The sequence below is a fragment of the Kitasatospora phosalacinea genome (genome assembly GCF_030268885.1).
Classification (GTDB): domain Bacteria; phylum Actinomycetota; class Actinomycetes; order Streptomycetales; family Streptomycetaceae; genus Kitasatospora; species Kitasatospora phosalacinea_C.
The window spans coordinates 1-22608 of record NZ_BSSA01000048.1 but is presented as its reverse complement, the minus strand read 5'-3'; the positions used below and the strand labels follow the sequence as shown (position 1 = coordinate 22608).

Annotated in this window: 17 protein-coding genes; 12 read left to right on the top strand and 5 right to left on the bottom strand. The window is 74.4% G+C overall.

Going from position 1 to position 22608, the window contains the following annotated elements:
* Positions 1-78: 78 nt before the first annotated feature.
* Positions 79-1602 carry an arabinofuranosidase catalytic domain-containing protein gene (locus QSK52_RS37380; protein WP_285740741.1) on the bottom strand — a complete coding sequence of 508 codons (1524 nt, stop codon included), beginning with the start codon at positions 1600-1602 and terminating at the stop codon, positions 79-81.
* Between the two features lie 93 nt (positions 1603-1695).
* On the bottom strand, positions 1696-3279 hold the full coding sequence (locus QSK52_RS37375) for a glycoside hydrolase family 27 protein (protein WP_435053473.1): 1584 nt from the start codon (positions 3277-3279) through the stop codon (positions 1696-1698).
* A 901-nt stretch (positions 3280-4180) separates the two neighbouring features.
* Here QSK52_RS37375 and QSK52_RS37370 point away from each other — a divergent pair.
* From QSK52_RS37370 to QSK52_RS37355, 4 genes are all read left to right on the top strand, one after another.
* A complete protein-coding gene (locus QSK52_RS37370) occupies positions 4181-5152 on the top strand; it encodes a site-specific integrase (RefSeq protein WP_285740739.1) in 972 nt (323 codons plus the stop codon).
* 410 nt (positions 5153-5562) lie between these two features.
* Positions 5563-5799, top strand: a complete 237-nt coding sequence (locus tag QSK52_RS37365) for a hypothetical protein (RefSeq protein WP_285740738.1) — start codon at positions 5563-5565, stop codon at positions 5797-5799.
* A 399-nt stretch (positions 5800-6198) separates the two neighbouring features.
* Positions 6199-7032, top strand: a complete 834-nt coding sequence (locus tag QSK52_RS37360; RefSeq protein WP_285740737.1) for a PP2C family protein-serine/threonine phosphatase — start codon at positions 6199-6201, stop codon at positions 7030-7032.
* 98 nt (positions 7033-7130) lie between these two features.
* Entirely contained in the window at positions 7131-8135 is a 1005-nt protein-coding gene (locus QSK52_RS37355) for an MASE1 domain-containing protein (protein ID WP_285740736.1), read from the top strand.
* A gap of 112 nt (positions 8136-8247) precedes the next feature.
* Here the strand turns inward: QSK52_RS37355 and QSK52_RS37350 are convergent, their stop codons facing one another.
* The gene (locus QSK52_RS37350; protein WP_435053472.1) at positions 8248-8934 is read right to left on the bottom strand and encodes an esterase/lipase family protein; all 687 of its coding nucleotides are present in this window, start codon (positions 8932-8934) and stop codon (positions 8248-8250) included.
* 212 nt (positions 8935-9146) lie between these two features.
* Between QSK52_RS37350 and QSK52_RS37345 the strand changes: the two genes are divergently transcribed.
* The 4 genes from QSK52_RS37345 to QSK52_RS37330 all read left to right on the top strand — a co-directional run bounded on the left by QSK52_RS37345 (position 9147) and on the right by QSK52_RS37330 (position 16984).
* Complete coding sequence (locus QSK52_RS37345; RefSeq protein WP_285740735.1) at positions 9147-11927, top strand: helix-turn-helix transcriptional regulator; 2781 nt, start codon at positions 9147-9149, stop codon at positions 11925-11927.
* A 146-nt stretch (positions 11928-12073) separates the two neighbouring features.
* Positions 12074-13492 (top strand): aldehyde dehydrogenase family protein, encoded by a 1419-nt coding sequence (locus tag QSK52_RS37340; RefSeq protein ID WP_285740734.1) that lies wholly within the window; start codon positions 12074-12076, stop codon positions 13490-13492.
* A gap of 139 nt (positions 13493-13631) precedes the next feature.
* Positions 13632-14717 carry a Zn-dependent alcohol dehydrogenase gene (locus QSK52_RS37335; protein ID WP_285740733.1) on the top strand — a complete coding sequence of 362 codons (1086 nt, stop codon included), beginning with the start codon at positions 13632-13634 and terminating at the stop codon, positions 14715-14717.
* 206 nt (positions 14718-14923) lie between these two features.
* Positions 14924-16984, top strand: coding sequence for a family 43 glycosylhydrolase (locus QSK52_RS37330; RefSeq protein WP_285740732.1), 2061 nt, complete (start codon positions 14924-14926; stop codon positions 16982-16984).
* Between the two features lie 137 nt (positions 16985-17121).
* Here the strand turns inward: QSK52_RS37330 and QSK52_RS37325 are convergent, their stop codons facing one another.
* Positions 17122-17838 (bottom strand): flavodoxin family protein, encoded by a 717-nt coding sequence (locus QSK52_RS37325; protein ID WP_285740731.1) that lies wholly within the window; start codon positions 17836-17838, stop codon positions 17122-17124.
* A gap of 272 nt (positions 17839-18110) precedes the next feature.
* On the opposite strand from QSK52_RS37325, the gene QSK52_RS37320 reads away from it, so the two are divergent.
* Both QSK52_RS37320 and QSK52_RS37315 read left to right on the top strand, forming a co-directional pair.
* Positions 18111-18605: a glutathione peroxidase gene (locus QSK52_RS37320; protein ID WP_285740730.1), complete on the top strand. Its 495-nt coding sequence runs from the start codon at positions 18111-18113 to the stop codon at positions 18603-18605.
* Positions 18606-18723: 118 nt separating this feature from the next.
* A complete protein-coding gene (locus QSK52_RS37315) occupies positions 18724-19308 on the top strand; it encodes an isochorismatase family protein (protein WP_285740729.1) in 585 nt (194 codons plus the stop codon).
* Positions 19309-19351: 43 nt separating this feature from the next.
* On the opposite strand, the gene QSK52_RS37310 is transcribed toward QSK52_RS37315, so the two are convergent.
* Entirely contained in the window at positions 19352-19594 is a 243-nt protein-coding gene (locus QSK52_RS37310; RefSeq protein WP_285740728.1) for a hypothetical protein, read from the bottom strand.
* A 265-nt stretch (positions 19595-19859) separates the two neighbouring features.
* On the opposite strand from QSK52_RS37310, the gene QSK52_RS37305 reads away from it, so the two are divergent.
* Both QSK52_RS37305 and QSK52_RS37300 read left to right on the top strand, forming a co-directional pair.
* Entirely contained in the window at positions 19860-20255 is a 396-nt protein-coding gene (locus tag QSK52_RS37305; RefSeq protein ID WP_285740727.1) for a YkvA family protein, read from the top strand.
* A 99-nt stretch (positions 20256-20354) separates the two neighbouring features.
* Positions 20355-22418, top strand: coding sequence for a glycosyl hydrolase family 28-related protein (locus QSK52_RS37300; RefSeq protein WP_285740726.1), 2064 nt, complete (start codon positions 20355-20357; stop codon positions 22416-22418).
* The last annotated feature ends 190 nt before the right edge of the window (positions 22419-22608 follow it).

Genomic DNA, 22608 nt, shown 5'->3' with positions numbered 1-22608 from the left:
GGACGGTTCGTCAGTCCGTTGACCGGCCGGGCCCCCGCCCGGGGTGGTCCCGGGCGGGGGCCGGTGGGCCGTCGGGGCTCAGCCGAGCTTCCACTGCTGGTTGCTCTGCCCGCTGCAGGTCCACAGCTGGACGGCGGCGCCGTTGGCCGTGGACGCTCCGCTGACGTCCAGGCAGAGTCCGGACTGGACGCCGGTGACGGTGCCGTTGGCGTTGCGGGACCACTGCTGGTTGGGCTGCCCGTTGCAGGGCCAGACGATCGCCCTGGTGCCGTTGGCGGTGCCCTTGGCCTCGGCGTCGAGGCACAGCCGGGTGCTGCCGGAGTACACCGTCAGCTGGCCGGAGGGCGTGGCGGTCCAGGTCTGGTTGGCCCCGCCGGAGCAGGAGTAGATCTGGGTCTGGGTGCCGCCGGTGGTGCTGGCGCCCGGGACGTCCAGGCACTTCCCGGCGCCGACGGCGCGCAGCGGCCCGGTGGTGCTGCCGGTGCCGGTGCCGGTGCTGTAGCCGGCCGCGGCGATGTTGGCCTGGACGGCGTCGTCGGTGGCGTCGGACGGGTAGCCGCTGACGACGGCGCCCTCGTAGAAGGTCCCCAGGCTCTGGTTGGTGTTGCCGTTGCAGCAGTCGCCGCCGCTGCCCAGGATGATGGCGCCCTGCTGCTTCATCGGGCTGTAGCCGGGCGGGAGCGCGCCGTTCCAGAGCGTGGTGAGCCCGCCGGACTGGGCGTCGCCCCCCTTCAGGGCGAAGCGGGTGGTGCCGTTGTTCTTCAGCATCGCGGTGACGTAGCGGCTGGTGAAGGCCCGCTGGTTCTGGTTCCAGGACTGGCTGCCGCCGGAGTACAGGCCGTACTCGAGGTCGGCCTGCACCCACGGGCCGGTCCCGGAGCAGCCGCCGAACCAGCAACTCGTCCCGAAGTAGATGGCGTTCATGGCCCCGGCGCCGTCGGCCCTGCGGTCCGTCTCGCTGTTCCCGTAGTCGAAGCAGCAGCCGCCGTTGACGTGTGTCCCGCTGGTCACCATGTACGCGCCCTGGGGGGCGCTGCCCAGCGGCATCCCGGAGGAGGACCCGTCGTGCCAGTAGCTGTTGCCGGGGTTGATGTAGAGCGAGTACGCCTTGGCCCCGCCGAGGGCGAGGGCCTCGCTGGTGGCGCTGGCCGGGGTGTCGCTGCCCCCGGCGCCGCCGGGGCCCTGGTAGGCGAGGTCGTTGCCGTGCCCGGACTGGTCGAAGACGATCGTGACCACGCACGAGGTGCCGGCGCAGAAGGCGTCCTGGGTGGCCGCGTTGGCGACGCCCCCGGCGGCGACGGGGGCGATGTTCTGCGTCCTGCCGTCCGAGGCCCGGCGGACCTGGTAGAGCGCTCCGCCGTACGCCGCGTAGAGCGCGCGGGTGGTGGAGTGCGCGGCGACGCAGGGCGTGCCGCCCGCCGCATAGAGGTCGCAGGGGCCCGCGGTGGCGGCCTGCGCGGTGCCGGCGAGTCCTCCGGTGCCGGCCGCGGTGCCGACGAGCAGCAGGAGCGTGGCGAACGCGCGGACCAGCGTGCGGAGTCGGGCCCGGGGCGGGGGCGGGGGTGCGGGCGTCGGGTGGTCCGAACAGCGGCTGTCAGGCACGGGGGCTCCCTGCGGCTCGTCGGGTGGGCGTGGGGCGTGGGGCGCGATGGACGGCGGCGGGCCCGGAATGCGCGCCGGGCCGCCGCGGGGGCTTCACAGGGCCCATTGCTGGTTGCTCTGGCCGTTGCAGGTCCACAGGTCGATCAGGGCGCCGTTGGCGGTGGACCTGCCGGTGACGTCGAGGCAGAGCCCGGACTGGACGCTGGTGATCGTGCCGTCGGTGTTCACCCTCCACTGCTGGTTGCTCTGGCCGTTGCAGGTCCAGATGATCGCCTTGGTGCCGGGTGCGGTCTGGTTGTCGTACGCGTCGAGGCACATCTGCGTGCCGCCGGAGTAGACGGCCAGCTGGTTGGAGGCGGTGTGCGTCCACTGCTGGTTGGCCTGGTTGTTGCAGTCCCAGATCTGCACCTGGGTGCCCGCGGTGGTGGTCGAGTTCGGCACGTCCAGGCACTTGCCCGCGCCCACGGCGCGCACCGGTCCGCTGGTGGTCGTCCCGCCGCTGGTGCCGCCGCTGACCCGGAACATGGTGGTGCCGTGGGCCGGGACGGTGGCGCTGATGGTGCCCGTGGTGGTCGAGGTCGCGCCGGTCCACAGGTCGGTGAGACCGTAGCTCGCGGCCCCGGTCTTCCCGATCGCGGCGGCGGAGGTGGTGATGGTCGCGGTCGACCCGGTCTCGTTGAACAGCACCACGGAGACGTCGCCGTTGGCCAGCGGCTTGGCCAGCACGTCGAGGCCGTTGGTGGAGGAGACCATGGTCCCCTGCTTGCCCAGCGGGTCCTGGTCCACGGCGATCACCCGGGTGTTGGTGAGCGTGGCGAGGGTGTTCGCACTGGCCGAGGCGATGTTGGTGCCGGCGATCAGCGGGGCGGCCATCTCCGACCAGAGGCTGAACTCCGTGCGGCTCTCGGTGTCGCTGAGGGAGCCGTTGCCGACCTCCAGCATGTCCGGGTCGTTCCAGTGGCCCGGGCCGGCGTAGGGGGCCAGCTTCACGTTGCTGTGGAAGATCGACAGCATGCTGGAGTAACTCGCGTTGATGTCACCGGTGGTGCGCCAGCTGTTGCCGATGCCCGCCCCCCAGGTCCACACGTTCTCCTCGCCCCAGTTGCACAGGCTGAACAGGATGGGCCGTCCCGTCGCGGCCAGCGCGTCGCGCATCGTGGCGTAGCGGGTCTGGGCGGGCGTCTTGGTGCCGTTGGGACAGGAGTTCAGCGCGCAGCCCGGCCCGGCGTAGCAGTTGTCGTACTTCAGGTAGTCCACGCCCCAGGCGGCGAAGGACTGGGCGTCGGTGGTCTCGTGCCCGAGGCTGCCGGGGTAGCCCGCGCAGGTCTGCAGTCCGGCGTCCTCGTAGATGCCCAGTTTCAGGCCCAGCGAGTGGACGTAGTCGGCGGTGCCCTTGATCCCGTCCGGGAACTTCGCCGGGTCGGGGACGAGGCGTCCGTCGGCGCCCCTGGAGTGGGTCATCCAGCAGTCGTCGATGTTGACGTACGTGTACCCGGCGCTCTGCATGCCGTTGTTGTGCATGGCCAGCGCCGTGGCCTTGATCAGCGACTCGGAGACGTTGCAGCCGTACGCGTTCCAGTCGTTGAAGCCCATCTGCGGGGTGGTGGCCAGGCCGTTGCCCAGCGCGGCGGCCGGGGTGGCCGCGCCCGGGGTGAGCAGCGGGATCACCAGCGCCAGGAGCAGGGCCGGGAGCGCGTGCGCGAGCGCCCTGCGCAGGCGGGATCGGGCCGGTCCTCGTAAGGCGCGTCGGTCGGAGTGGAGCACGGGATCGCCTCCTGGCGTGAGTGGTGGGACGCGCACGACCCGCGGGTGCGCGCCGGGAGCGTGGTGGGGCCCGCTGCCCGCGGGCAGCGGTGGGGTCCGTCGCCCTGCGGGCGCGGCGGAGGTGTGCCGGTGGACGAATTCGGCGGGCGGGATTCCGGGGCGTTGCCCGACACGTCGCGGGGCCCGGCGCGCTGCGCCCGAATTCACCGGGCGGCCCGGTGGAAAGGTTCAGGAATGCACTCGGACGTCGAATTCCGGAGCGGCCGCAGCCCGCTCGGATTTCGGCCGGGCGGCCCGCTGCCCGCCGCTATTCGTCGGCGAGGTCCGCGTGAAAGTTTCCGCCACCGTCGCCCTCGTTCCGCAGGTGGGCCCGCACCTCCTGCGGCTCCAGCGGCCGGGACCTGGCGGTGCAGCGGCTCCGGCCAGTATTGTTAGCGCTAACAATTTGCCGTGGGAGATCACCCTCTCGAATGTCCTGGGCGGTGGCGGTTAAGAGCGTCCAGCACCCCGAACCCCGTGTCAACCCTTCTCGCGGAAATGCCGCCGCGGAAGTCCCCGCGCCATCCCTCCCATTCCCGTACAGCATTTCCCCGTGCGGGATTCACCGCCTTCCGCGATCACCGGTCGGCCCCCGGACCGGCTGCCGAAGGACGGTCCCCACCGGCCGGGGACGGGCCGCGGCGAACGGCCACCACGCACTCGGCCCCGGGCGGGCGGTCGCGCCTCAAGCCAGTTATTCATATGTACGTACTTCTGCGGGGGAGTCGGAGAGCGCCCGCCGGGAACCCGTCCGACCCGGCACTAGGGTGGGCCCATGGCGGACACCCCGACGGCAACGGCACCCTCCCTCCAGGCCCTGGACGCCCTGGTCGAACACCTCTGCCAGCCGCCCACCGGCCCCTCCCGCGCCAAACAACTGCGCTGGGTCGCCGGGGAGTTGCGCACCGCCCTGGAACGCGGCGCGATCCCGCCGACCGCCGCCGCCTCCCTCACCGCGCTGCTCGCCCCCGCCACCCTCGCCGCCTACCTCACCGCCGCCGAACAGGGCCTGCTGCGCCGCAAACCCGCCGCCCGACCCGACCAGCCCTCCCCCGCGTCCATGCGCGTGCGCGAGGACTGCCTGCGCATCCTCGGCACCCGGGCGGACCTGCCCGTCACCCTCCCCGAGCGCGAGCGACCCGCCGTCGTGCTCCGGGAGACCGTCACCGCCCGCCCCCGCAGCATCCTGCTGGGCCACCTGGAGAGCGCCACCCGCCCCGGCCAGAGCGACGCCCGCACCCGCATCCTCGCCATCGTCGCCACCGTCCTGGACACCGGCTGCCGCGCCGGCGAACTCTGCGCCCTGCGCACCCACGACGTCGACCTGCACCACGGCACCATCCGCCTCACCCGCCTCCCCCAGCACCGCGACCCGCACGTCCCGCCCGCCACCGAGACCATCGCCCTCTCCCCCACCACCCGCGCCGCCCTGCGCCACTGGCTCACCGCCCGCGCCCACCTCACCCTCCGCGACCCCGCCCGACCCCCCGGCCCCGACAACGAGACCACCGACGCCCTGTGGGTCAGCATCGCCCCCAGCGGCCACCCCCGCCCCGGACTCCCCCTCCACTTCCGCGGCCTCGCCCGCGCCTACGCCCGCGCCGTCCACGACCTCAACACCGACATGGCCGGACAACCCGGCTGGCACCCCCTCCCCCGCCGCATGGAACCCCTCCGCCGCGCCGTCCACCTCCGACCCGACGACACCGCCGGCCCCGCCGACGCGACCGTCCTGCGCCGGACCTGACCGGCGGCGGGGCCCGCGGCGACAGCGGTGCCAGCGGGGCTCGGGGTTCTCGAAGTCGAAGCGGCGGCCCGCGCCCCGCGCGGAGCGCTGGTTGCCGTGCGCCGGGAGGCCACCCGCCTCCGCCCGACGGAGACGTCGATGCGGCGGTCGCACTTCCCGCAGCACCGGCGGGAGCACCCCCGCGGACGCGGGGACGGCCTCGGCCCATGGGGTTCCAGGCAGTGCAGAACCTGTCCGAAAGATGATCGTCCGGTCAGCCGGGGAGCCCTTGAGCTGTGTCTTCGCCGGGGCACCTTATCGCTTCCGGTCGAAATTGGTCTCGACCATTGCCCCGTCTCCGCATTCGGAGGAGGCTCCTCCACGAAACGCGGGAGATCAGAGCCCCGCGCTCATCGCCGAGAGGGAGACCCATGTCGCTCCGCAAGACGTTCTCCGCCGTCGCCGTGGCCGGTGTGGTGGCCGGCAGTGCCTTGATCGCGGCCCCGGGTGCCCAGGCATCCACCTACACCTACGTCGGCGTGTACCCGACCGCCACCGCCTGCAACGCGGCCGGCCAGGCTTACGTGGACAGCCAGCAGGCCGTCGTCTACTTCTGTGACACCACCACCCCGACCGGCCCGGCACGGCTCTCCGTGGTTCTGCGCTGAACCACGGGCCCCATGCGGGCCGCCGCCCGGTCGGCGGCGGCCCGTGCCCGTGCCCGTGCCCCGCAGCAGGAGCAGCCGGGCACGCCCGGTCACCGAGGGAGCGATCCGCACGGACGGAAGCCGCTGCCCCACCCGTACAGGAACGGCCCCATCAGCACCCCCGCCCTCCGCGACGATGTCGGCCGCTGCTCACGCCCGCGGGGACGGTCCCGCCTCGATGACGGAGCTCTCTCGATCCGGCTCCGACCGGATTCCCGTGAAGGTCCCCTTCGCCGACGGTGCCGGCGGTGCCGCCCGCGGCCGCGGGAGCGGGTCCGATCGGGCGAAGCGACAATGGAGGCACGCGGTGGCAGGACAGCCGCCCGCCGCCCGTCAGTCGAGGCCGTGCTGGAGCCGCCCGTGAGCCGTCGCCGTCCCCCGTCGCACCCCGCCGACGCGCACGAACTGCTGGGCAAGCTCGGCGAGCTCACCGCCCGGGCGCTGGAGCACGCCGAGCGGCAGCGGGCCCGGGTCGAACTCGCCATGGCGCTGCAGCGCGAGCTGCTCCCGACCGCGCTGCCGAGCCTGCCCGGGCTGCGGACCGCCGCCCGGTACGCGCCCGCGCGCCACGGTCTGGACATCGGCGGCGACTGGTACGACGGCTTCCGGCTGCCGGACGGAACGCTCGGGCTGACCATCGGCGACGTGCAGGGCCACGACGTCGAGGCGGCCGTGTTCATGGGCCAGGTCCGGATCGGCCTGCGGGCGCTGGCCAGCGCGGCGAGCGACCCCGGCGAGGTGCTGGCCCGGACCAACGAACTGCTGCTCTCCCTGCCCGACGGCCTCTTCGCCACCTGCTGCTTCCTGCGCTTCGACCCCGCCACCCACGAACTGTCCGTCGCCCGGGCCGGCCACGTCCCGGCGATCTGGGCGACCGCCGACGGCCGGTCCGGGATCGAGGACACCGAGGACCCCGACGCGGTGGGGCTGCCGCTCGGCATCGAACCCGGCGAGGTGTACCCGGTGACGCGGCGGCGCCTGTCGGGAACGGAAGCGGTCGTCCTGGTGACCGACGGCGTGGTGGAGGGGCCCGCGTTCCCGCTCGACACCGGGCTGGAGCAGGTCCTGCGGCGGGTGCGCGCGGGGGTGGGCGCCGAACCCGGGGAGCTGGCCGGCCGGGTGCTGGAGGTCGCCGACCTCACCGGGCACCAGGACGACGCCGCCGTCCTGGTGCTCCGCCACGGCGGACCGTGACGGCGCCCGGCAGCGGTGGGTGACCGCGGCGGATCCGACCGTCCCGGCCGACCCTCCGGGCGTGTCACGGCCGGGGCCTGGCGGCGGTGTGCGATGAGATGGCTGCTGTGCTGCGCAACGCGAAGGCCGGAGAGACCGCGGTGGCCGGCTTGTCGATCCTCGGCGTCGCGCTCGTGTACTGGGCGGGGGGCCGGCTCGGCCTGCTGACGCAGGTCGTCGTGGGCGGCGTCCACGTCACCCCGCTGTGGCCGCCGACCGGCGTCGCCGTGGCCGGCCTGCTGCTGCTCGGCCTGCGGGTGTGGCCCGGGATCGCGCTCGGCGCCCTGATGGTCATCGCGGGGTTCGGAGCGATCACCCCCGCCTCCTTCGGCATCGCGGCGGGCAACACGCTCGCCCCGGTGGTGGCCGTCCTGCTGCTGGCCCGGGTGGGCTTCCGGGTCGAGCTCGACCGGCTGCGGGACGGTGTGGCGCTGGTCTTCCTGGGGGCGCTCGCCTCCACGCTGATCAGTGCGACCGTCGCCTGCCTGCTCCTGGTCTCCGAGGGCGCGCTGGCCCCGCACCAGTTCTGGCCCGCCTGGACGGCGTGGTGGACGGGTGACGCGATGGGCGTGCTGGTGGTCGCCCCGCTGCTGCTGGCGGTGCGCGCCGCCCGGATGCCCCGCGACGTGCCGCTGCGCCGCTGGGCGGAGGCCCTCGGCCTGCTGGCGGTCACCGTCGTCACCGTGTTCACCGCGACCCACAGCCCGCTCTCCCTGCTCTTCCTGGTCCTGCCGGTGGTGATGTGGGCGGCGCTGCGCTTCCAACTGCTCGGCGCCGCGCCGTGCGTCCTGGTGGTGTCCGTCTTCGCCGTTCCCGCCGCCGTCGACGGCGTCGGCCCGTTCGCCGATCACGGCCTGCTCGCCGTGATGGTCCAGTTGCAGGCCCTCAACGGCGTCGCCGCCCTGACCGGACTGCTGCTCGCCGCCGTCACCACCGAGCGCGAGAACACCCTCGTCACCATCGAGCAGGCGTGCACCGCCCTCGCCGAAGTGGTGAACCGCCTCGCCCCGGGCGAGGCCGACGGCCCCTGGCCGCCCCCCGCCGACCCCCGGCGCCCCGACTGACGGACGACCGCCGTACGGACGCCGTCGCGGGCGGCCGGGGTCGGGCGGCCGGGGCCCCGGTTCCCGGCCGTGGCGGCCGGTGACCGGGCGGCCGGTGACCGGGGCGGCCGGATCAGTTGTCGAGGAAGCGCTCGACGGCCCGGAGGGTCGGGACGTCGGTCAGGAAGCCGAGGTGGGTCTGGCAGGGGACGAGGTTGTTGGCGGCGCCGTCGAGCCGGGTGCTGGTGTAGGGGACGATGACGCCGTCGCAGGGCGAGTACCAGGTGGCGTACTGCGTGTCGCCGGGGGTCTCGTCGCCCGCGTTGAGCGTGGCCAGGAACAGGGAGCCGGGGAACATCTCCACGCAGGACGGGTTCACCAGGCAGGCGCCGGCCGCGGTGGTGCCGTGGTTCGCGCCCGCGAGGGAGGCGAGGTGGCGGACGGAGGGCTGGCCGCCGAGCTTCTTGACGTACCAGTCGCTGACCAGGCCGCCCATGGAGTGGTTGACGATGTCCACCTGGTGCGCGCCGGTGGCGGCGAGGACCTGACGCACGTAGGCGGCCAGGCCGGCGGCGCTGGCGGCGTTGGACTGCGACCAGTCGTACTGGTAGGCGAACAGGTCGCCGGAGGAGTAGCCGTCGGCCACGAACAGGGCTTCCGCGGCGGCCCAGTTGGAGGCGTTGCCGACGAAGCCGTGGACGAAGACCACGGGGGTGCGGGTCCTGGTCGTCGCCGCGTGGGCGGCGCCGGTGGAGGTGCCGGGCACGGCGAGCACCACGGCCGTGAGGACGGCGAGCAGGGCGGTACGCAGGCGTCGCACAGGTGGATCCTCTCTCTCCCTGCCCCCGGACGGGGGACGGATGGCAGGAGTGTGCGCGTGCCCGGCCCGCTGCGGACCGGTGGAACCACCGGTCCTCCGCCCGGCTCGACCGCGCCGCCCGCCGCCACCCGCCACCGCCCGTCGCCGTCGGAGCGTGACGGACGCGCGTCAACTCCCTTCCGCTCCACGGCCTCCCCCCGCACACTGCGGTCATGGACAGCGAGAGCGACAGCGCCACGGCCGCCCGTACGCCGCTCCGCCTGCACGGCCGCGCCGAGGAGCAGCGGAGACTGCAGGACGCGTTCGCCGGGCTGCGCACGGGGCGGGGCGCCGCCGTCGTGGTGACGGGCGAGCCCGGCAGCGGGCGCTCGGTGCTGCTGGCCGCCGCCGCGCGTTCGGCGGCCGGGTGCGACGTGCACCGCCTCGGGGGCGTCGAGTCGGAGGCCGCGCTGCCGTGGGCGTGGTGCCAGCGCCTGCTGCTGCGCCTGGCCGAGGGCCTCCCGGCGCCCCCGGGCGGGGGGACGGGCGTCCTGGCGGACGTCCTGGCGGGCCGCTGCCCGCCGGAGGCGGCCCTGGCGGTGGCTTCGGCGCTGCACGCCGTGCTGGCGGCCTCCCCCGCCGGGCGCCCGTTGCTGCTGTGCGTGGACGACGCGCACCTGCTGGACCGCGTGTCGCTGCAGGTGATCGGCCTGCTCGCCCGCCGGGTGCACGGCCTGCGGGCCGGCCTGCTGCTGACCGCGGTCGCCGGGCATCCGGCCCTCGCAGTCCTGGACGGGATCGACACGCTGCGGCTGCCACCGTTGGACGACGCCGCGGCCCGCCTGCTGCTGGCGGACGCGGCGCCCCCGGGGCGTCCGGGCGGCCTGTGTCCGGCGACCGCGGCCGAAGCGCTCGCCCTGGCGGCCGGCAACCCGCTGGCGCTGACCGAACTGGCGGCCGCCGCCCGCGCCGACGACCGCCGCGGCCCGCTCGTGCTGCCCCCGGACAGCAGGTGGCGGGCCGGTTGCGGCCGACGGTTCCGCCGACTGCCCGACGACGCCCGGGCCGTGGTCGCCGCCGTCCTGGTCGGCGGCCCGCTCGCCCCGGACGCGCTGCACGCCGCCGCCCGCCGGGCGGGGTGGCACCCCGGCGCCGTCGACACGGCCCTGGCCAGCGGGCTGGTCGCGTCGGCCGGGGACGGCACGACGGCCGTGCCGGGCCGACTGCTGCGCCGGGTGCTGCGCGCCGAGGTCCCGCGGGCCGACCGGCACGCCGCGCACCGCCTCCTGGCCGACGTGCTCGACCCCGGACGGTTCCGGCCGCACCGGGCGCTGCACCGGCTGGCCGGTGGCACCGGACCGGCCGGGCGGGCCGCCGCGGACCTGGAACGGGCGACCGACCGCGCCGACCACCGTACGGCCGGGGCGGTGCTGGAGAACGCGGCCGACTTCGCGCCGCGGCCCGGGCTGCGGGAGCGGTGGCTGACGCTGGCGGCCCGGCACGCCTTCCTGGCCGGCGAGAGCGCGCACAGCCGGGCGCTGCTGCACCGGGTGCCGCCGGACGGCGTGCCCGCGGGCACGCACGCGGTGCGGAGCCTGGCCGAGGGGGAGCTGCTGCTGCGCGACGGTGCGCCCTCCGAGGCGTACCGCCACCTCTCCCTGGCGGCCGGCCTGTTCCCGGACGACTGCCGCGAGTCGGCGGCCCGCGCGCTGATGCTGGCCGGTGAGGCGGCCTTCCTCGCCGGCGACTTCGCCGGGTACTTCGCGCTGGCGCGGCGGGCCCGGCCCCTGCGGCGCGCCGACGGCACCCCCGCCGCGCACCTGGTCGCCGACCACTTCGCGGGGATGACGGCCACCTTCGAGGGCCGGTACGGGGAGGCGGGCCGACTGCTGCGGAACGTGATGCGGCTGGCCGGGGGCACCGCCGATGCGTACTGGGCCCTGTGGGCCGCACAGGCCGCGTACACCCTGGGCGACGCCGCCCGCGCCCACTCCTTCGCCGCCGCCTCGGCCGACGCGGCCCGACGCCGGGGCGAGACCGCCCTGGTGCCCGCCGCGCTCGTCTACCAGGCCCTGGCCGCGCTGCTGACCGACCGCTGCGCGGCGGCCGAGGAGGCGGCCCTGGACGGGCTGCGGCTGGCCCGCCGGACGGGGCAGCGCAACCTCGCCGTGGACCACCTCGCGGTGCTCGCCCTGGTGTCGGCGCTGCGGGGCGACGGGGCGGACGCGGCGGCCAGGGTGCGGTCCGTCGCCCGGCAGGTGTCGGCCTGGGGGCTGGGCCGACCGGCCGCGTTCGGCCGCTGGGCGTCCGCCTGTGCCGACCTGGCGGACGACCGGCCCGCCGACGCGCTGGCCCGGCTCGCGGGCATGGCCGACGACGCCGTCGGCCGCCAGACCAACCTGGTCATCCGCCAACTGGCCACCCCGCACTTCGTGGAGGCGGCGGTGCGCTGCGACCGGCGCGCCAACGCGGCCGAGGCGCTGCGGGGCTACCACGCCTGGGTCGCGAGCGGGACGAGCGCCGCCCGCCTCGCCCTGGCCCACCGCTGCCACGGGCTACTGGAGCGCGACGACGCGGCGGCCGACGAGCAGTTCCGGCAGGCCGCCCTGCTCCACCAGCGGGACGGTGCCGTGCTGGAGTTGGCCAAGACCGAGCTGTTCCACGCCCACCGGCTGCGCCGGGCCCGCAAGCCGGGCCCGGCGCGCGAACTGCTGCAGGAGGCGGTGCAGATCTTCCAGCGGTTCGACGCCGCCTCCTGGACCCGGCGGGCCACCGCCGAGCTCCGCGCCACCGGCGCCCGGACGCGGTCTCCCGGCGACCACGGGGGCCGGGCGGCCGCGGAACTGACGCCGCAGCAGACGCGGATCTGCGAGCTGGTGGCCCGGGGCGCCACGAATCAGGAGGTCGCCGACGCACTGGTGCTCAGCGTCCGCACGGTCGAGTACCACCTGAGGAACGTCTTCACCCGGCTGGGCGTGCGCTCCCGCGTCGAACTCGCCTCCTGCTTCCGCTAGTTGACGACCGATCCGGCGGACGCGAGGCGGCCGGCACCTCCGGCCCCCCACCGTGCCGTCCGACGCGGACCCCTTGCACCGGCCGTCCCTCCGCGGGTTAACTACCACTGCTAGTTTAACGGGCAGCGGACGCCGAGGAGCGCCGGATGGAGCACTACGCGGACCAGTACATCGGGGGCTGCTGGCGACCCGCCGCCGGGCCGGACACCGTCGTGGTGCTCGACCCGGCCACCGAGCAGCCGATCGCCACCGTTCCCGCGGGCACCGCCGCCGAGGTGGACGCGGCGGTGGCCGCCGCCCGCGCCGCCGCCCCCGGCTGGGCCGCGAGCACCCGCGAGGAGCGGCTCGCCGCACTGACCCGGCTGCGCGACGGCCTGGTGGCCCACCGGGCGGAGATCGCCGCGACCGTCACCGCCGAACTCGGCGCCCCGGCGCGCTTCGCCGACGCGGTCCAGGCCGGCACCCCGATCGCGGTGGCCTCGGCCTTCCTGGACGTCCTCGCCGACCACGCCTTCGAGGAGCAGGTCGGCAACTCCACCGTCCACGCGGAGCCCGCCGGGGTGGTCGCCGCCATCACCCCGTGGAACTACCCGCTGCACCAGATCGTCGCCAAGGTCGTCCCGGCCCTCGCGGCGGGCTGCACGGTGGTGCTCAAGCCGTCCGAGGAGACCCCGCTGACCGCCCGGCTGTTCGCCCGCCTGGTCGACGCGTCCGGCCTGCCGCCCGGCGCGTTCAACCTGGTCACCGGCCTCGGCACGGTGGCCGGTGCGGCGCTCACCGCCCACCCCGGCGTGGACGTCGTCTCCTTCACCGGCTCCACCGCCGTCGGCCGCCTGATCGGCGAGAGCGCCGGACGCGGCCTCAAGAAGCTCTCCCTGGAACTCGGCGGCAAGTCCGCCTGCGTCGTCCTGCCGGGCGCCGACCTGGCCCGCGCGGTCAACGCGACCCTCGCCAACGTCTTCGCCAACTCCGGCCAGACCTGCACCGCCTGGACCAGGCTGCTGGTCCACCGCGAGCAGTACGAGCAGGCCCTGGCGATCGCCGCCGCCACCACCCCGAAGTACGTCCCCGGCGACCCGTCCGATCCGGCCACCCGGGTGGGGCCGCTGGTCAGCGCCCGCCAGCGCGAGCGCGTCCAGGAGTACCTCACGGGCGCCGTCGCCGACGGCGCCCGCCTGGTGGCCGGCGGCCCGGGCGCCCCCGAGGGGCTGGACCGCGGCTACTACGTCCGCCCCACCGTCCTCGCCGACCTGGCCCCGGACGCCCGGGCGGCGCGGGAGGAGATCTTCGGCCCGGTGCTGGTGGTCCTGCCCTACGACGACGAGGAACACGCCCTGGCCCTCGCCAACGACACCGAGTACGGGCTCGCCGGCGCCGTCTGGGCGGCCGACGACGGGACCGCCGTCGCCTTCGCCCGCCGGATGGTGACCGGCCAGGTCGACATCAACGGCGGCCGCTTCAACCCGCTCGCCCCCTTCGGCGGCCGCAGGAGCTCCGGCGTGGGCCGCGAACTCGGCCGGCACGGCCTGGAGGAGTTCCTCCAGACCAAGTCGCTCCAGTTCTGACCCCCCGCGGCCTGCGTGCGCCGTCCGCGCCGCGGGCCTCCGCCGGTCCCCGGAGTCCGGCTGAGTCCGGCGGAGTCCGGCGGAACGGCACCGAGAACACCCCCCGAAGTCCACCCAGAACACCACCGAGGTGACCGTCATGGTCCGTGCCGCCGTCCTGCGCTCCGCCGGGGCCCCGCTGGAGATCACCGAGATCGACCTGCCCGACCCCGGACCGGGCCAGGTCCGCGTCCGGCTCGCCGCCGCGGGCGTCTGCCACTCCGACCTGTCGATCGCCCGCGGCGTGCTCCGCGCCGCCTTCCCGCTGGTCCTCGGGCACGAGGGCGCGGGCACCGTCGTCTCGGTCGGCGACGGCGTCACCTCAGTGGCGCCCGGCGACCCGGTGGTCCTGAACTGGGCCCCGGCCTGCCGCGCCTGCCCGGCCTGCGCGATCGGCGAGCCCTGGCTCTGCGACAACTCCGGCACCGCCTCCACCGGCCACTACGCCGTGCTGCCGGACGGCACCCGGCTCCACCCGGGACTGGGCGTCGGCGCCTTCGCCGAGGAGACGGTCGTCGACCGCCGGGCCGTCCTCCCGCTGCCCGCCGACGTGCCGCTCGCCTCCGCCGCCCTGCTCGGCTGCGCCGTCCTGACCGGCTACGGCGCGGTGCACAGCGCGGCCCGGGTGCGGGAGGGGGAGTCGGTGGTGGTGTACGGGCTGGGCGGCATCGGCCTGGCCGTGCTCCAGGCCGCCCGGCTCGCCGGGGCCTCGCCGCTGGTCGCCGTCGACGTCACCCCGGAGAAGGCGGAGCTGGCCCGCCGCCACGGTGCCACCGAGTACCTGCTCGCCGACGACTCCACCCCCGCGGCCGTCCGGGCACTGACCGGCGGCCGCGGCGCCGACCACGCCTTCGAGTGCGTCGGCCGCGGCGCGACGATCCGCTCGGCCTGGTCCGCCACCCGCCGCGGCGGCCGCACGACGGTGGTGGGCATCGGCGGCAAGCAGGACACGGTCTCCTTCTCCGCCCTGGAGCTCTTCCACTACGCCCGCACCCTGACCGCCTGTGTCTACGGCAACTGCGACCCGGACGAGACGGTGCCGGTGCTCGCCGGACACGTGCGCGGCGGCCGCCTCGACCTGGACGCCCTGATCACCGACCGGATCCCCCTCGACGGCATCCCCGCCGCCTTCGAACGGATGGCGGCCGGCCGGGGCGGGCGCTCCCTGGTGCTCCTCGAGCCCTGAGACCGAGCGCCGCCGCCGGGCGGGCACTCCGAACCGCCGTCCCATCCAGCCGGTTCCCGTGCCGGATGCCTTGACGGGCTGTCAGGTACAGGTGTTCACTTCAGCGGGCAGCCCCGGGCGGGGGTGCGGGCTCGTTTCCCCGGTGTGTTCGCCGTGCCCTCCGAGCAAAATTGTTAGCGCTAACAATTCATTCGATCGGAGACGGGATGGGAACCCGACGAAACGGCCCGCGCCGACGGGCGGCCTGGATCGCGGCCCTGGTGGGCACACTGATCGCCGGTCTGCTGGCCGCGGTGGCACCCCCGCCCGCCGCGGCGGCCTCGGTCGACACCGGCACCTGGTACGTGCTGGTCAACCGCGGCAGCGGCAAGGCGATGGACGACTACAACTTCGGCACCTCCGACGGCTCGTCGGTGGTGCAGTGGGCGCGGTCGAACGCCGACAACCAGCAGTGGCGCTTCCTCGACTCGGGCGGCGGCTACTTCCGGCTGCAGAACCGGCACTCGGGGAAGGTGCTGGACGTCCAGGGCCGGTCGACGGCCGACGGCGCGCCGGTCGTGCAGTGGACGGACCTGAACGGCACCAACCAGCAGTTCCGGCTCGCCGATTCGGCGGACGGGTACGTCCGGCTGCTCAACCGGAACAGCGGCAAGGCGGTCGAGGTGCAGAACGCCTCCACGGCGGACGGCGGCAACGTGGTGCAGTACCAGGACTGGGGCGGCGCCAACCAGCAGTGGCAACTCGTCCCCGTCACCGGCGGCGGAACGGGGACGTTCTCGAACCCGGTCCTCTGGGAGGACCTGGCGGACGGCGACATCATCCGGGTGGGCGACACCTACTACTACTCGGCCTCGACGATGCACTACTCGCCCGGAGCGCCCGTCCTGCGCTCCTACGACCTGGTGAACTGGGAGTTCGCCGGCCACTCGGTGCCGAGCCTCGACTTCGGCTCCGCCAAGTACGACCTCAGCGGGGGGCAGGCGTACGTCAAGGGGGTCTACGCGTCGGCCCTCAACTACCGCCCCAGCAACCGGAACTTCTACTGGATCGGCTGCGTCGAGTACAACCGGACCTACGTGTACACCGCGACGGCGGTCGACGGCACCTGGCAGAAGCGCTCGCAGATCAACAACTGCTACTACGACGCGGGCCTGCTCGTCGACGACGACGACACCATGTACGTCGCGTACGGCAACACCACGATCAGCGTCGCGCAGCTCTCCGCCGACGGCCTGAGCCAGGTGAAGGCCCAGCCGGTGTTCACCTCGCCGTCGAACGTCGGAACCATCGAGGGCTCGCGCTTCTACAAGCGCAACGGCAGCTACTACATCTTCGTCACGCACCCCGCCAACGGCCAGTACGTCCTCAAGTCGAGCAGCCCCTTCGGCCCGTACGAGATGCACCAGGTCCTGCTCAACCTCCCCGGGCCGATCGCCGGCGGCGGGGTGCCGCACCAGGGCGGGCTGGTGCAGACCCAGAACGGCGACTGGTACTACATGGCCTTCGTCGACGCCTACCCGGGCGGACGGGTACCAGTGCTGGCACCCGTGACGTGGACGGCGGACGGGTGGCCCGTCCTGCAGACCGTCAACGGCGCCTGGGGGGCGTCCTACCCGCGCCCGAACGTCCCCGCCTCCTCGCGCACCGTCAAGCCGCCCACCGGCAGCGACACGTTCACGACGGCCGCCCTCGGTCCCGAGTGGGAGTGGAACCACAACCCGGACAACACGAAGTGGTCCGCGGGCAACGGGCTGCGCCTGCAGACCGCGACCGTCACCGGAGACCTCTACGCGGCCCGCAACACGCTCACCCACCGCATCCTCGGGCCGTCGTCCACCGCCACCGTCCAGCTCGACGCCTCCGGGATGCGCGACGGCGACCGGGCCGGGCTGGCGATGCTGCGCGACTCGTCGGCCTGGATCGGACTCAAACGGGACAACGGCACCACCCGGCTGGTCATGACCAACGGCCTGGCCATGGACGGCAACTGGAACACCACGAGCACCGGGACCGAAGCGGCGAGCGCGGCCGTCACCGGCAGCCGGATCTGGCTGCGCGTCAACGCGGACATCCGGCCCGGCACGGGGCGGCAGGCACTGTTCTCCTACAGCACCGACGGCGTGAACTTCACCCGGCTCGGCCCCGGCTTCACCATGGGCAACGCCTGGCAGTTCTACCCCGGCTACCGCTTCGCCGTCTTCAACTACGCCACGCAGGCGCTCGGCGGCTCGGTGACGGTCAACCGGTTCGACCTCACCACGCCCTGACGGTGCGGTCCCGCCCGTCCGGCGCGCCGCCGACACGAGAGGCGGCGTCCCGAACGGCCGACGAACCCCCCGGACCGGCAGGAAGCGGCGCAGCACGGCCACCGGTCCGGGGGGGCGCGCCGCGCCGCGGAGGGGCCCTACCGGTGCTCGGGGTTCTCGAAGTCGAAGCGGCAGCCCGCGTCCCACTCGGAGCGCTGGTTGCCGTGCGCCGGGATGCCGCCCGCGTCCTTCAGCATCCGCGCCAGGTGGAGCTGGTTCCACGTCATGAACGTGGTGTTCCGGTTGGTGAAGTCGTTCTCCGGCCCGCCCGAGCCCTCGTCCAGGTACGACGGCCCCGGGCCGGCCGGGCCGACCCAGCCGGCGTCGGCCTGCGGCGGGATCGTGTACCCCAGGTGCTGGAGGCTGTAGAGCACGTTCATGGCGCAGTGCTTGGCGCCGTCCTCGTTCCCGGTGATCAGGCAGCCGCCGACCCGGCCGTAGTAGGCGTACTGGCCGTGCTCGTTGAGGACCGACGAGCAGGAGTACAGCCGCTCGATGACGCGCTTCATGACGGAGGAGTTGTCCCCCAGCCACACCGGCCCGGCCAGCGTGAGGATGTCGGCGGCCATCACCTTCGAGTAGATGACCGGCCACTCGTCGGTCTCCCACCCGTGCTCGGTCATGTCCGGCCACACGCCGGTCGCGATGTCGAGGTCCACCGCTCGCAGCACGTCGACCTCGACGCCCTGGCGCTCCATGATCCCGGTGCTGATGTCGATCAGCCCCTGGGTGTGACTGCGTTCCGGAGACCGCTTGAGCGTGCAGTTGATCACCAGGGCGCGGAGATCACGGTAGGACGTGCCGGTGTCGGTCATCAATGCGTTCCCTTGCGGACGAGTGGGCGGTCGGGCGGCGACGCACGCCCGGCTTCCGATATCGGCGCGGCCCCGGGTCGGTCCGGCCGAAGATCCCGTCCACTGTCTCGCCTCCTCGGGCGGAACGACCGAACGCCGCGCCAACGACGGCGAAGTCGGCCACCGCCCACCCGCACGTTCACGACATGCATCACCGACTCGGACCGGGCCGGCCGGGCGGCGGGGTAGGTTCGGGGCGTTGGCATGTCGTCTCAGAGAAAGCAGGTGCGGTCATGGCGGATTCGCTGTTCGAGCTCCCGATCCGGACGCTGGCGGGCGAGCCGTCCTCGCTGGGCGAGCACCGGGGCAAGGTGCTGCTGCTGGTGAACGTCGCGTCGAAGTGCGGGCTGACGCCGCAGTACACCGGCCTGGAGCGGCTGCAGGAGAAGTACGGGGAGCGCGGGTTCACGGTGCTCGGGTTCCCGTGCAACCAGTTCGGGGGGCAGGAGCCGGGGTCGGCGGAGGAGATCCAGGAGTTCTGCTCGACCACGTACGGGGTGTCCTTCCCGCTGTTCGAGAAGGTCGACGTGAACGGGCCCCAGCGGCACCCGGTGTACGCGCGGCTGACCGAGGTGGCGGACGCGACCGGCGAGGCCGGGGACGTGCAGTGGAACTTCGAGAAGTTCCTGGTGTCGGCGGACGGCGAGGTGGTCGGGCGGTTCCGGCCGCGGACCGAGCCGGAGTCGGCGGAGCTGGTGGCGGCGATCGAGGCGCAGCTGGCGGGCTGAGCGGGTCCGCGGCGGGGCCGGGGCCCGGGCCGTCCGAACTGTACAGGTAACCTGCGCAGTGGAACTGGACGGTCCGGGCCCCGGGCCGTCCGCGCACCGCCCGACGAAAGGCCCCGCCGTGTCCGTCACCGCGCTCGACCCGAACACCGCCCTGGTCGTCATCGACCTCCAGCAGGGCATCCTGGCCGCCTCCACCGCCCCGTACCCGGCCCGCGAGGTGCTGGAGCGCAGCATCGCGCTGGCCGGGGCGTTCCGCGCCGCGAAGCTGCCGGTGGTGCTGGTGCGGGTGTCCTTCGCCGCGGACGGCGGGGACGTGCCGCCCGGGCGCACCGAGCAGAACCGGGGCGGTGCCGGCCCGGCCCGCCCCGAGGGGTGGGACCGGCTCTCCGCGGAGCTGCTGGACCCGTCCGACCTGGTGGTCACCAAGCACAACTGGGGTGCCTTCCACGGCACCGACCTGGACGTGCAGCTGCGCCGCCGCGGGGTGACGCAGATCGTGCTGGCCGGCGTGGCGACCAGCATCGGCGTGGAGTCCACCGCCCGGGCCGCGCACGAGCACGGCTACCACGTGACGCTGGCGGTCGACGCGATGAGCGACCTGGACGCGGAGGCGCACCGCAACAGCGTGCAGCGGATCTTCCCGCGGCTGGGCGAGACCGGCACCACCGAGGAGGTGCTGGCGCTGCTGGCCGGTTCGCGCTGAGCGGCGCGGCCCGTGCGGGTTCGGGTGCGGGTGCGGGGAGGGGTCAGGCTTCGCCGGGGTGCCAGGCGGGCCACTCCCAGGGGCGGTCGTCCCAGTGCACCCGGACGGGGTCGCGCGGGTCGAGGTCGGGGAAGTGCCGGTGCACCTCGGGTTCGAACTCCTCGGGGGCCAGCGGCTTCCAGCCCGCGCCCTGGAAATGGACCAGCCGGTAGCGGCTGTCGGTGCGGAACTCGGCGACCCGGACCAGGGGCTCATCGGTGGCGCTGTTGCTGCTCGTGCTCGTCATGCGGCCAGCATCGGCCGTCGCCCCGCGCGGCGCACGCCCGCGGTGCGCCGGACGGCGCCCCGAACGGCGTGTCGCCCGGCGTGTCGAACCCGTCGCCCGGCGTGTCGGGCGGGCGCGTGTCGGGCGGGCGCGCGGCGCGTCGGGCTGGGGCGCGGCGCGTCCCGGGTTCGCACGGGTGTGTCGCGGTTCGGTACGGACCCCGGCGCGGCGGGGACGGTCCCGTACCGTGAGGGGAGTCGGCGGTGTGCGTCCCGGGAGGGTTCCCATGGGTAGTGGCAAGGGCAGGGCGGCCCGGGTGCGGGGGCTGGACGGGGTGGCGGTGACCCGGTCGGCGTGGGGGCTGTACCGGGAGGCCCGGCGGCCGGGCGCGCCCGGGCCGGTGGCGCGGGTGCGGGCGCTGCCGCGGCTGCTGCGGGACGCGATGGCGGGGCGGTACCCGGGAGTGGGGCCGGGGAAGCTGGCGGCGTTGACGCTGGCGGTGGGGGTGTACCTGCTGAGCCCGGTCGACGCGGTGCCGGACTTCCTGCCGCTGCTGGGCTGGGGTGACGACACGGCGCTGCTGCTGTGGTTCCTGGCGGGACTGACCCGGGAGTCCGGCCGGTACGTGGAGTGGGCGGCCGGTCGCGCCGCAACGACTGACTCTGAGATCGCAAGAATCTGACATCAGGGAGAAATTTCCGCGCAACTCTCTTGTGGTGGCCGGGCGTGCGCCCCTACTGTCGGCTCACCTCCACCACGCCTTCCAGAGAGCCGGTCCCCGATGCCTGCTGCCTCCGCCTCCCCCACCCCTTCCGCCCTGCCCCGTTCGGCCCGCGCCGGGGCGGTCGTGGTCGCCTCCGTGCTCGGGCTGGGGGTCGCGCTGTGCGCCCCGGCCGCGCAGGCCGCGTCCTCCTCCGGGGCCTCCGCCGGCCGCGCCGTGGTGACCAGGGCCGGGATCGACCCGGCGCTGACCGCGGGCCGCGGCGCCCGGGTCGACTTCCAGGAGCAGGAGGCCGAGAACGCCGCCACCACCGGCAGCGTCATCGCCGCCGACCGCACCGCGTACACCCTGGCCGCGGAGGCCTCGGGCCGCAGCGCGGTGAGGCTGGCCCCCGGCCAGTACGTCGAGTTCACCCTGCCCGCGGACGCCAACGCGGTCACCGTCCGCTACAGCCTCCCCGACGCGGCAGACGGCGGCGGGACCAGCGCGCCGCTGGACGTCACGGTCAACGGCAAGGACCGCCGCCGGCTCGCGGCCACCAGCCAGTACTCCTGGCTGTACAACCAGTACCCGTTCACCAACGACCCGAAGGCCGGGCTGCTGCACCCGGACTGGTGGATCACCGAGTGCGGCTGCGTGCCCGCCGCGACCACCCCCGCGCCGACGGTGGCCACCCCGTTCCGGCCCGGCCACGCGTACGACGAGCAGCGGCTGCTGCTGGGCCGCACCTACCGGGCGGGCGACAGGGTGCGCGTCGCGCTGCCCGCCGGGTCGACGGCGCCCTGGGCGGTGATCGACCTGCTGGACTCGCAGCTGGTCGCCCCGCCGCACGTCGAGCCGAAGGCCGTCAACGTGCTGGTGACGGGCGCGGACCCGACCGGGCGGCGCGACTCGGCGGACGCCATCGAGCGGGCGATCGGGCTGGCCAGGGCGCTGCGGGTGCCGGTCTACCTGCCGCCGGGCGTGTTCCAGGTCAACCGGCACCTGGTGGTGGACGACGTGACGCTGGTCGGCGCGGGCAGCTGGTACACCGTGCTCAAGGGCACCCAGCAGACCCTGGCCACCCCCGCCCCCGACGGCAGCGTGCACACCGGCGTCGGCCTCTACGGCAAGGACGCGGCGCAGGGCGGCAGCCGCAACGTCCACCTCTCCGGCTTCGCGATCGAGGGCGACGTCCGGGAGCGGATCGACACCGACCAGGTCAACGGCATCGGCGGCGCGTTCAGCGACTCCAGCATCGAGGGCCTGTACATCCACCACACCAAGGTCGGCATCTGGCTGGACGGCCCGATGAAGAACCTGACGATCAGCGGCAACCAGATCGCCGACCAGATCGCCGACGGCATCAACTTCCACACCGGCGTCACCGACTCGGTGATCCGCGACAACTTCCTGCGCAACACCGGCGACGACGGCATCGCGCTCTGGTCGGAGAGGACCGCGGACGCCCGGGTCACCGTCGACCACAACACCGTGCAGTCGCCGACCCTGGCCAACGCCGTCGCCGTGTACGGCGGCACCGACACCACCGTCTCGAACAACCTGGTCGCCGACCCGGTCCGCGAGGGCTCCGGCCTGCACGCGGGCTCCCGCTTCGGCGCCGAGCCGTTCGCCGGGTACCTGCACTTCACCGACAACACCACCGTGCGGGCGGGCACCTACGAGCTGAACTGGAACATCGGCCTCGGCGCGATCTGGTTCGAGGTGCTGGACCGGGACATCGACGCCGACATCGAGGTCAGCGGCGACCACTACCTGGACTCCACCTACAACGCGATCATGGCGGTCGCCGACTGGGGCGTGAAGGACCGGTACAAGCTGTCGAACCTGGCGTTCGAGGACGTGCGGATCGACGGCACCGGCACCTCGGTGCTCAGCGCCCGCGTCGCCGGGTCCGCCAGCTTCCGGAACGTCACCGCCCGCAACGTCGGCGCCGTCGGGATCAACAACTGCGGCACCTTCCACTTCACCCCGGCCGGCTCCGAGTTCACGGTCACCGACCTGGGCGGCAACTCCGGCGGCGGCACCACCGGCGACTGGCTGGCCCCCTGGGAGCTGCCCAACACCCTCACCTGCGACGACCGCCCGCCGGTGGTCGCCCCGCCCGCGCCGTCCGCGTGGTGACGTCGTGACGCGGTGGCGCGGGAGCGGGCGGCGGCGCCGGCGCTAGGGCCCGTCTTCAAAGATGATCAAGCAGTGAGATCATCTGGGGCGTGATACGTCGTCATGAGCTGTCCGATGCCGAGTGGGCCGTGCTCTCGCGGTTCCTGCCGAGTTCGGGGACCGCGGGGCGGCCGCGCAGTGATGACCGGGT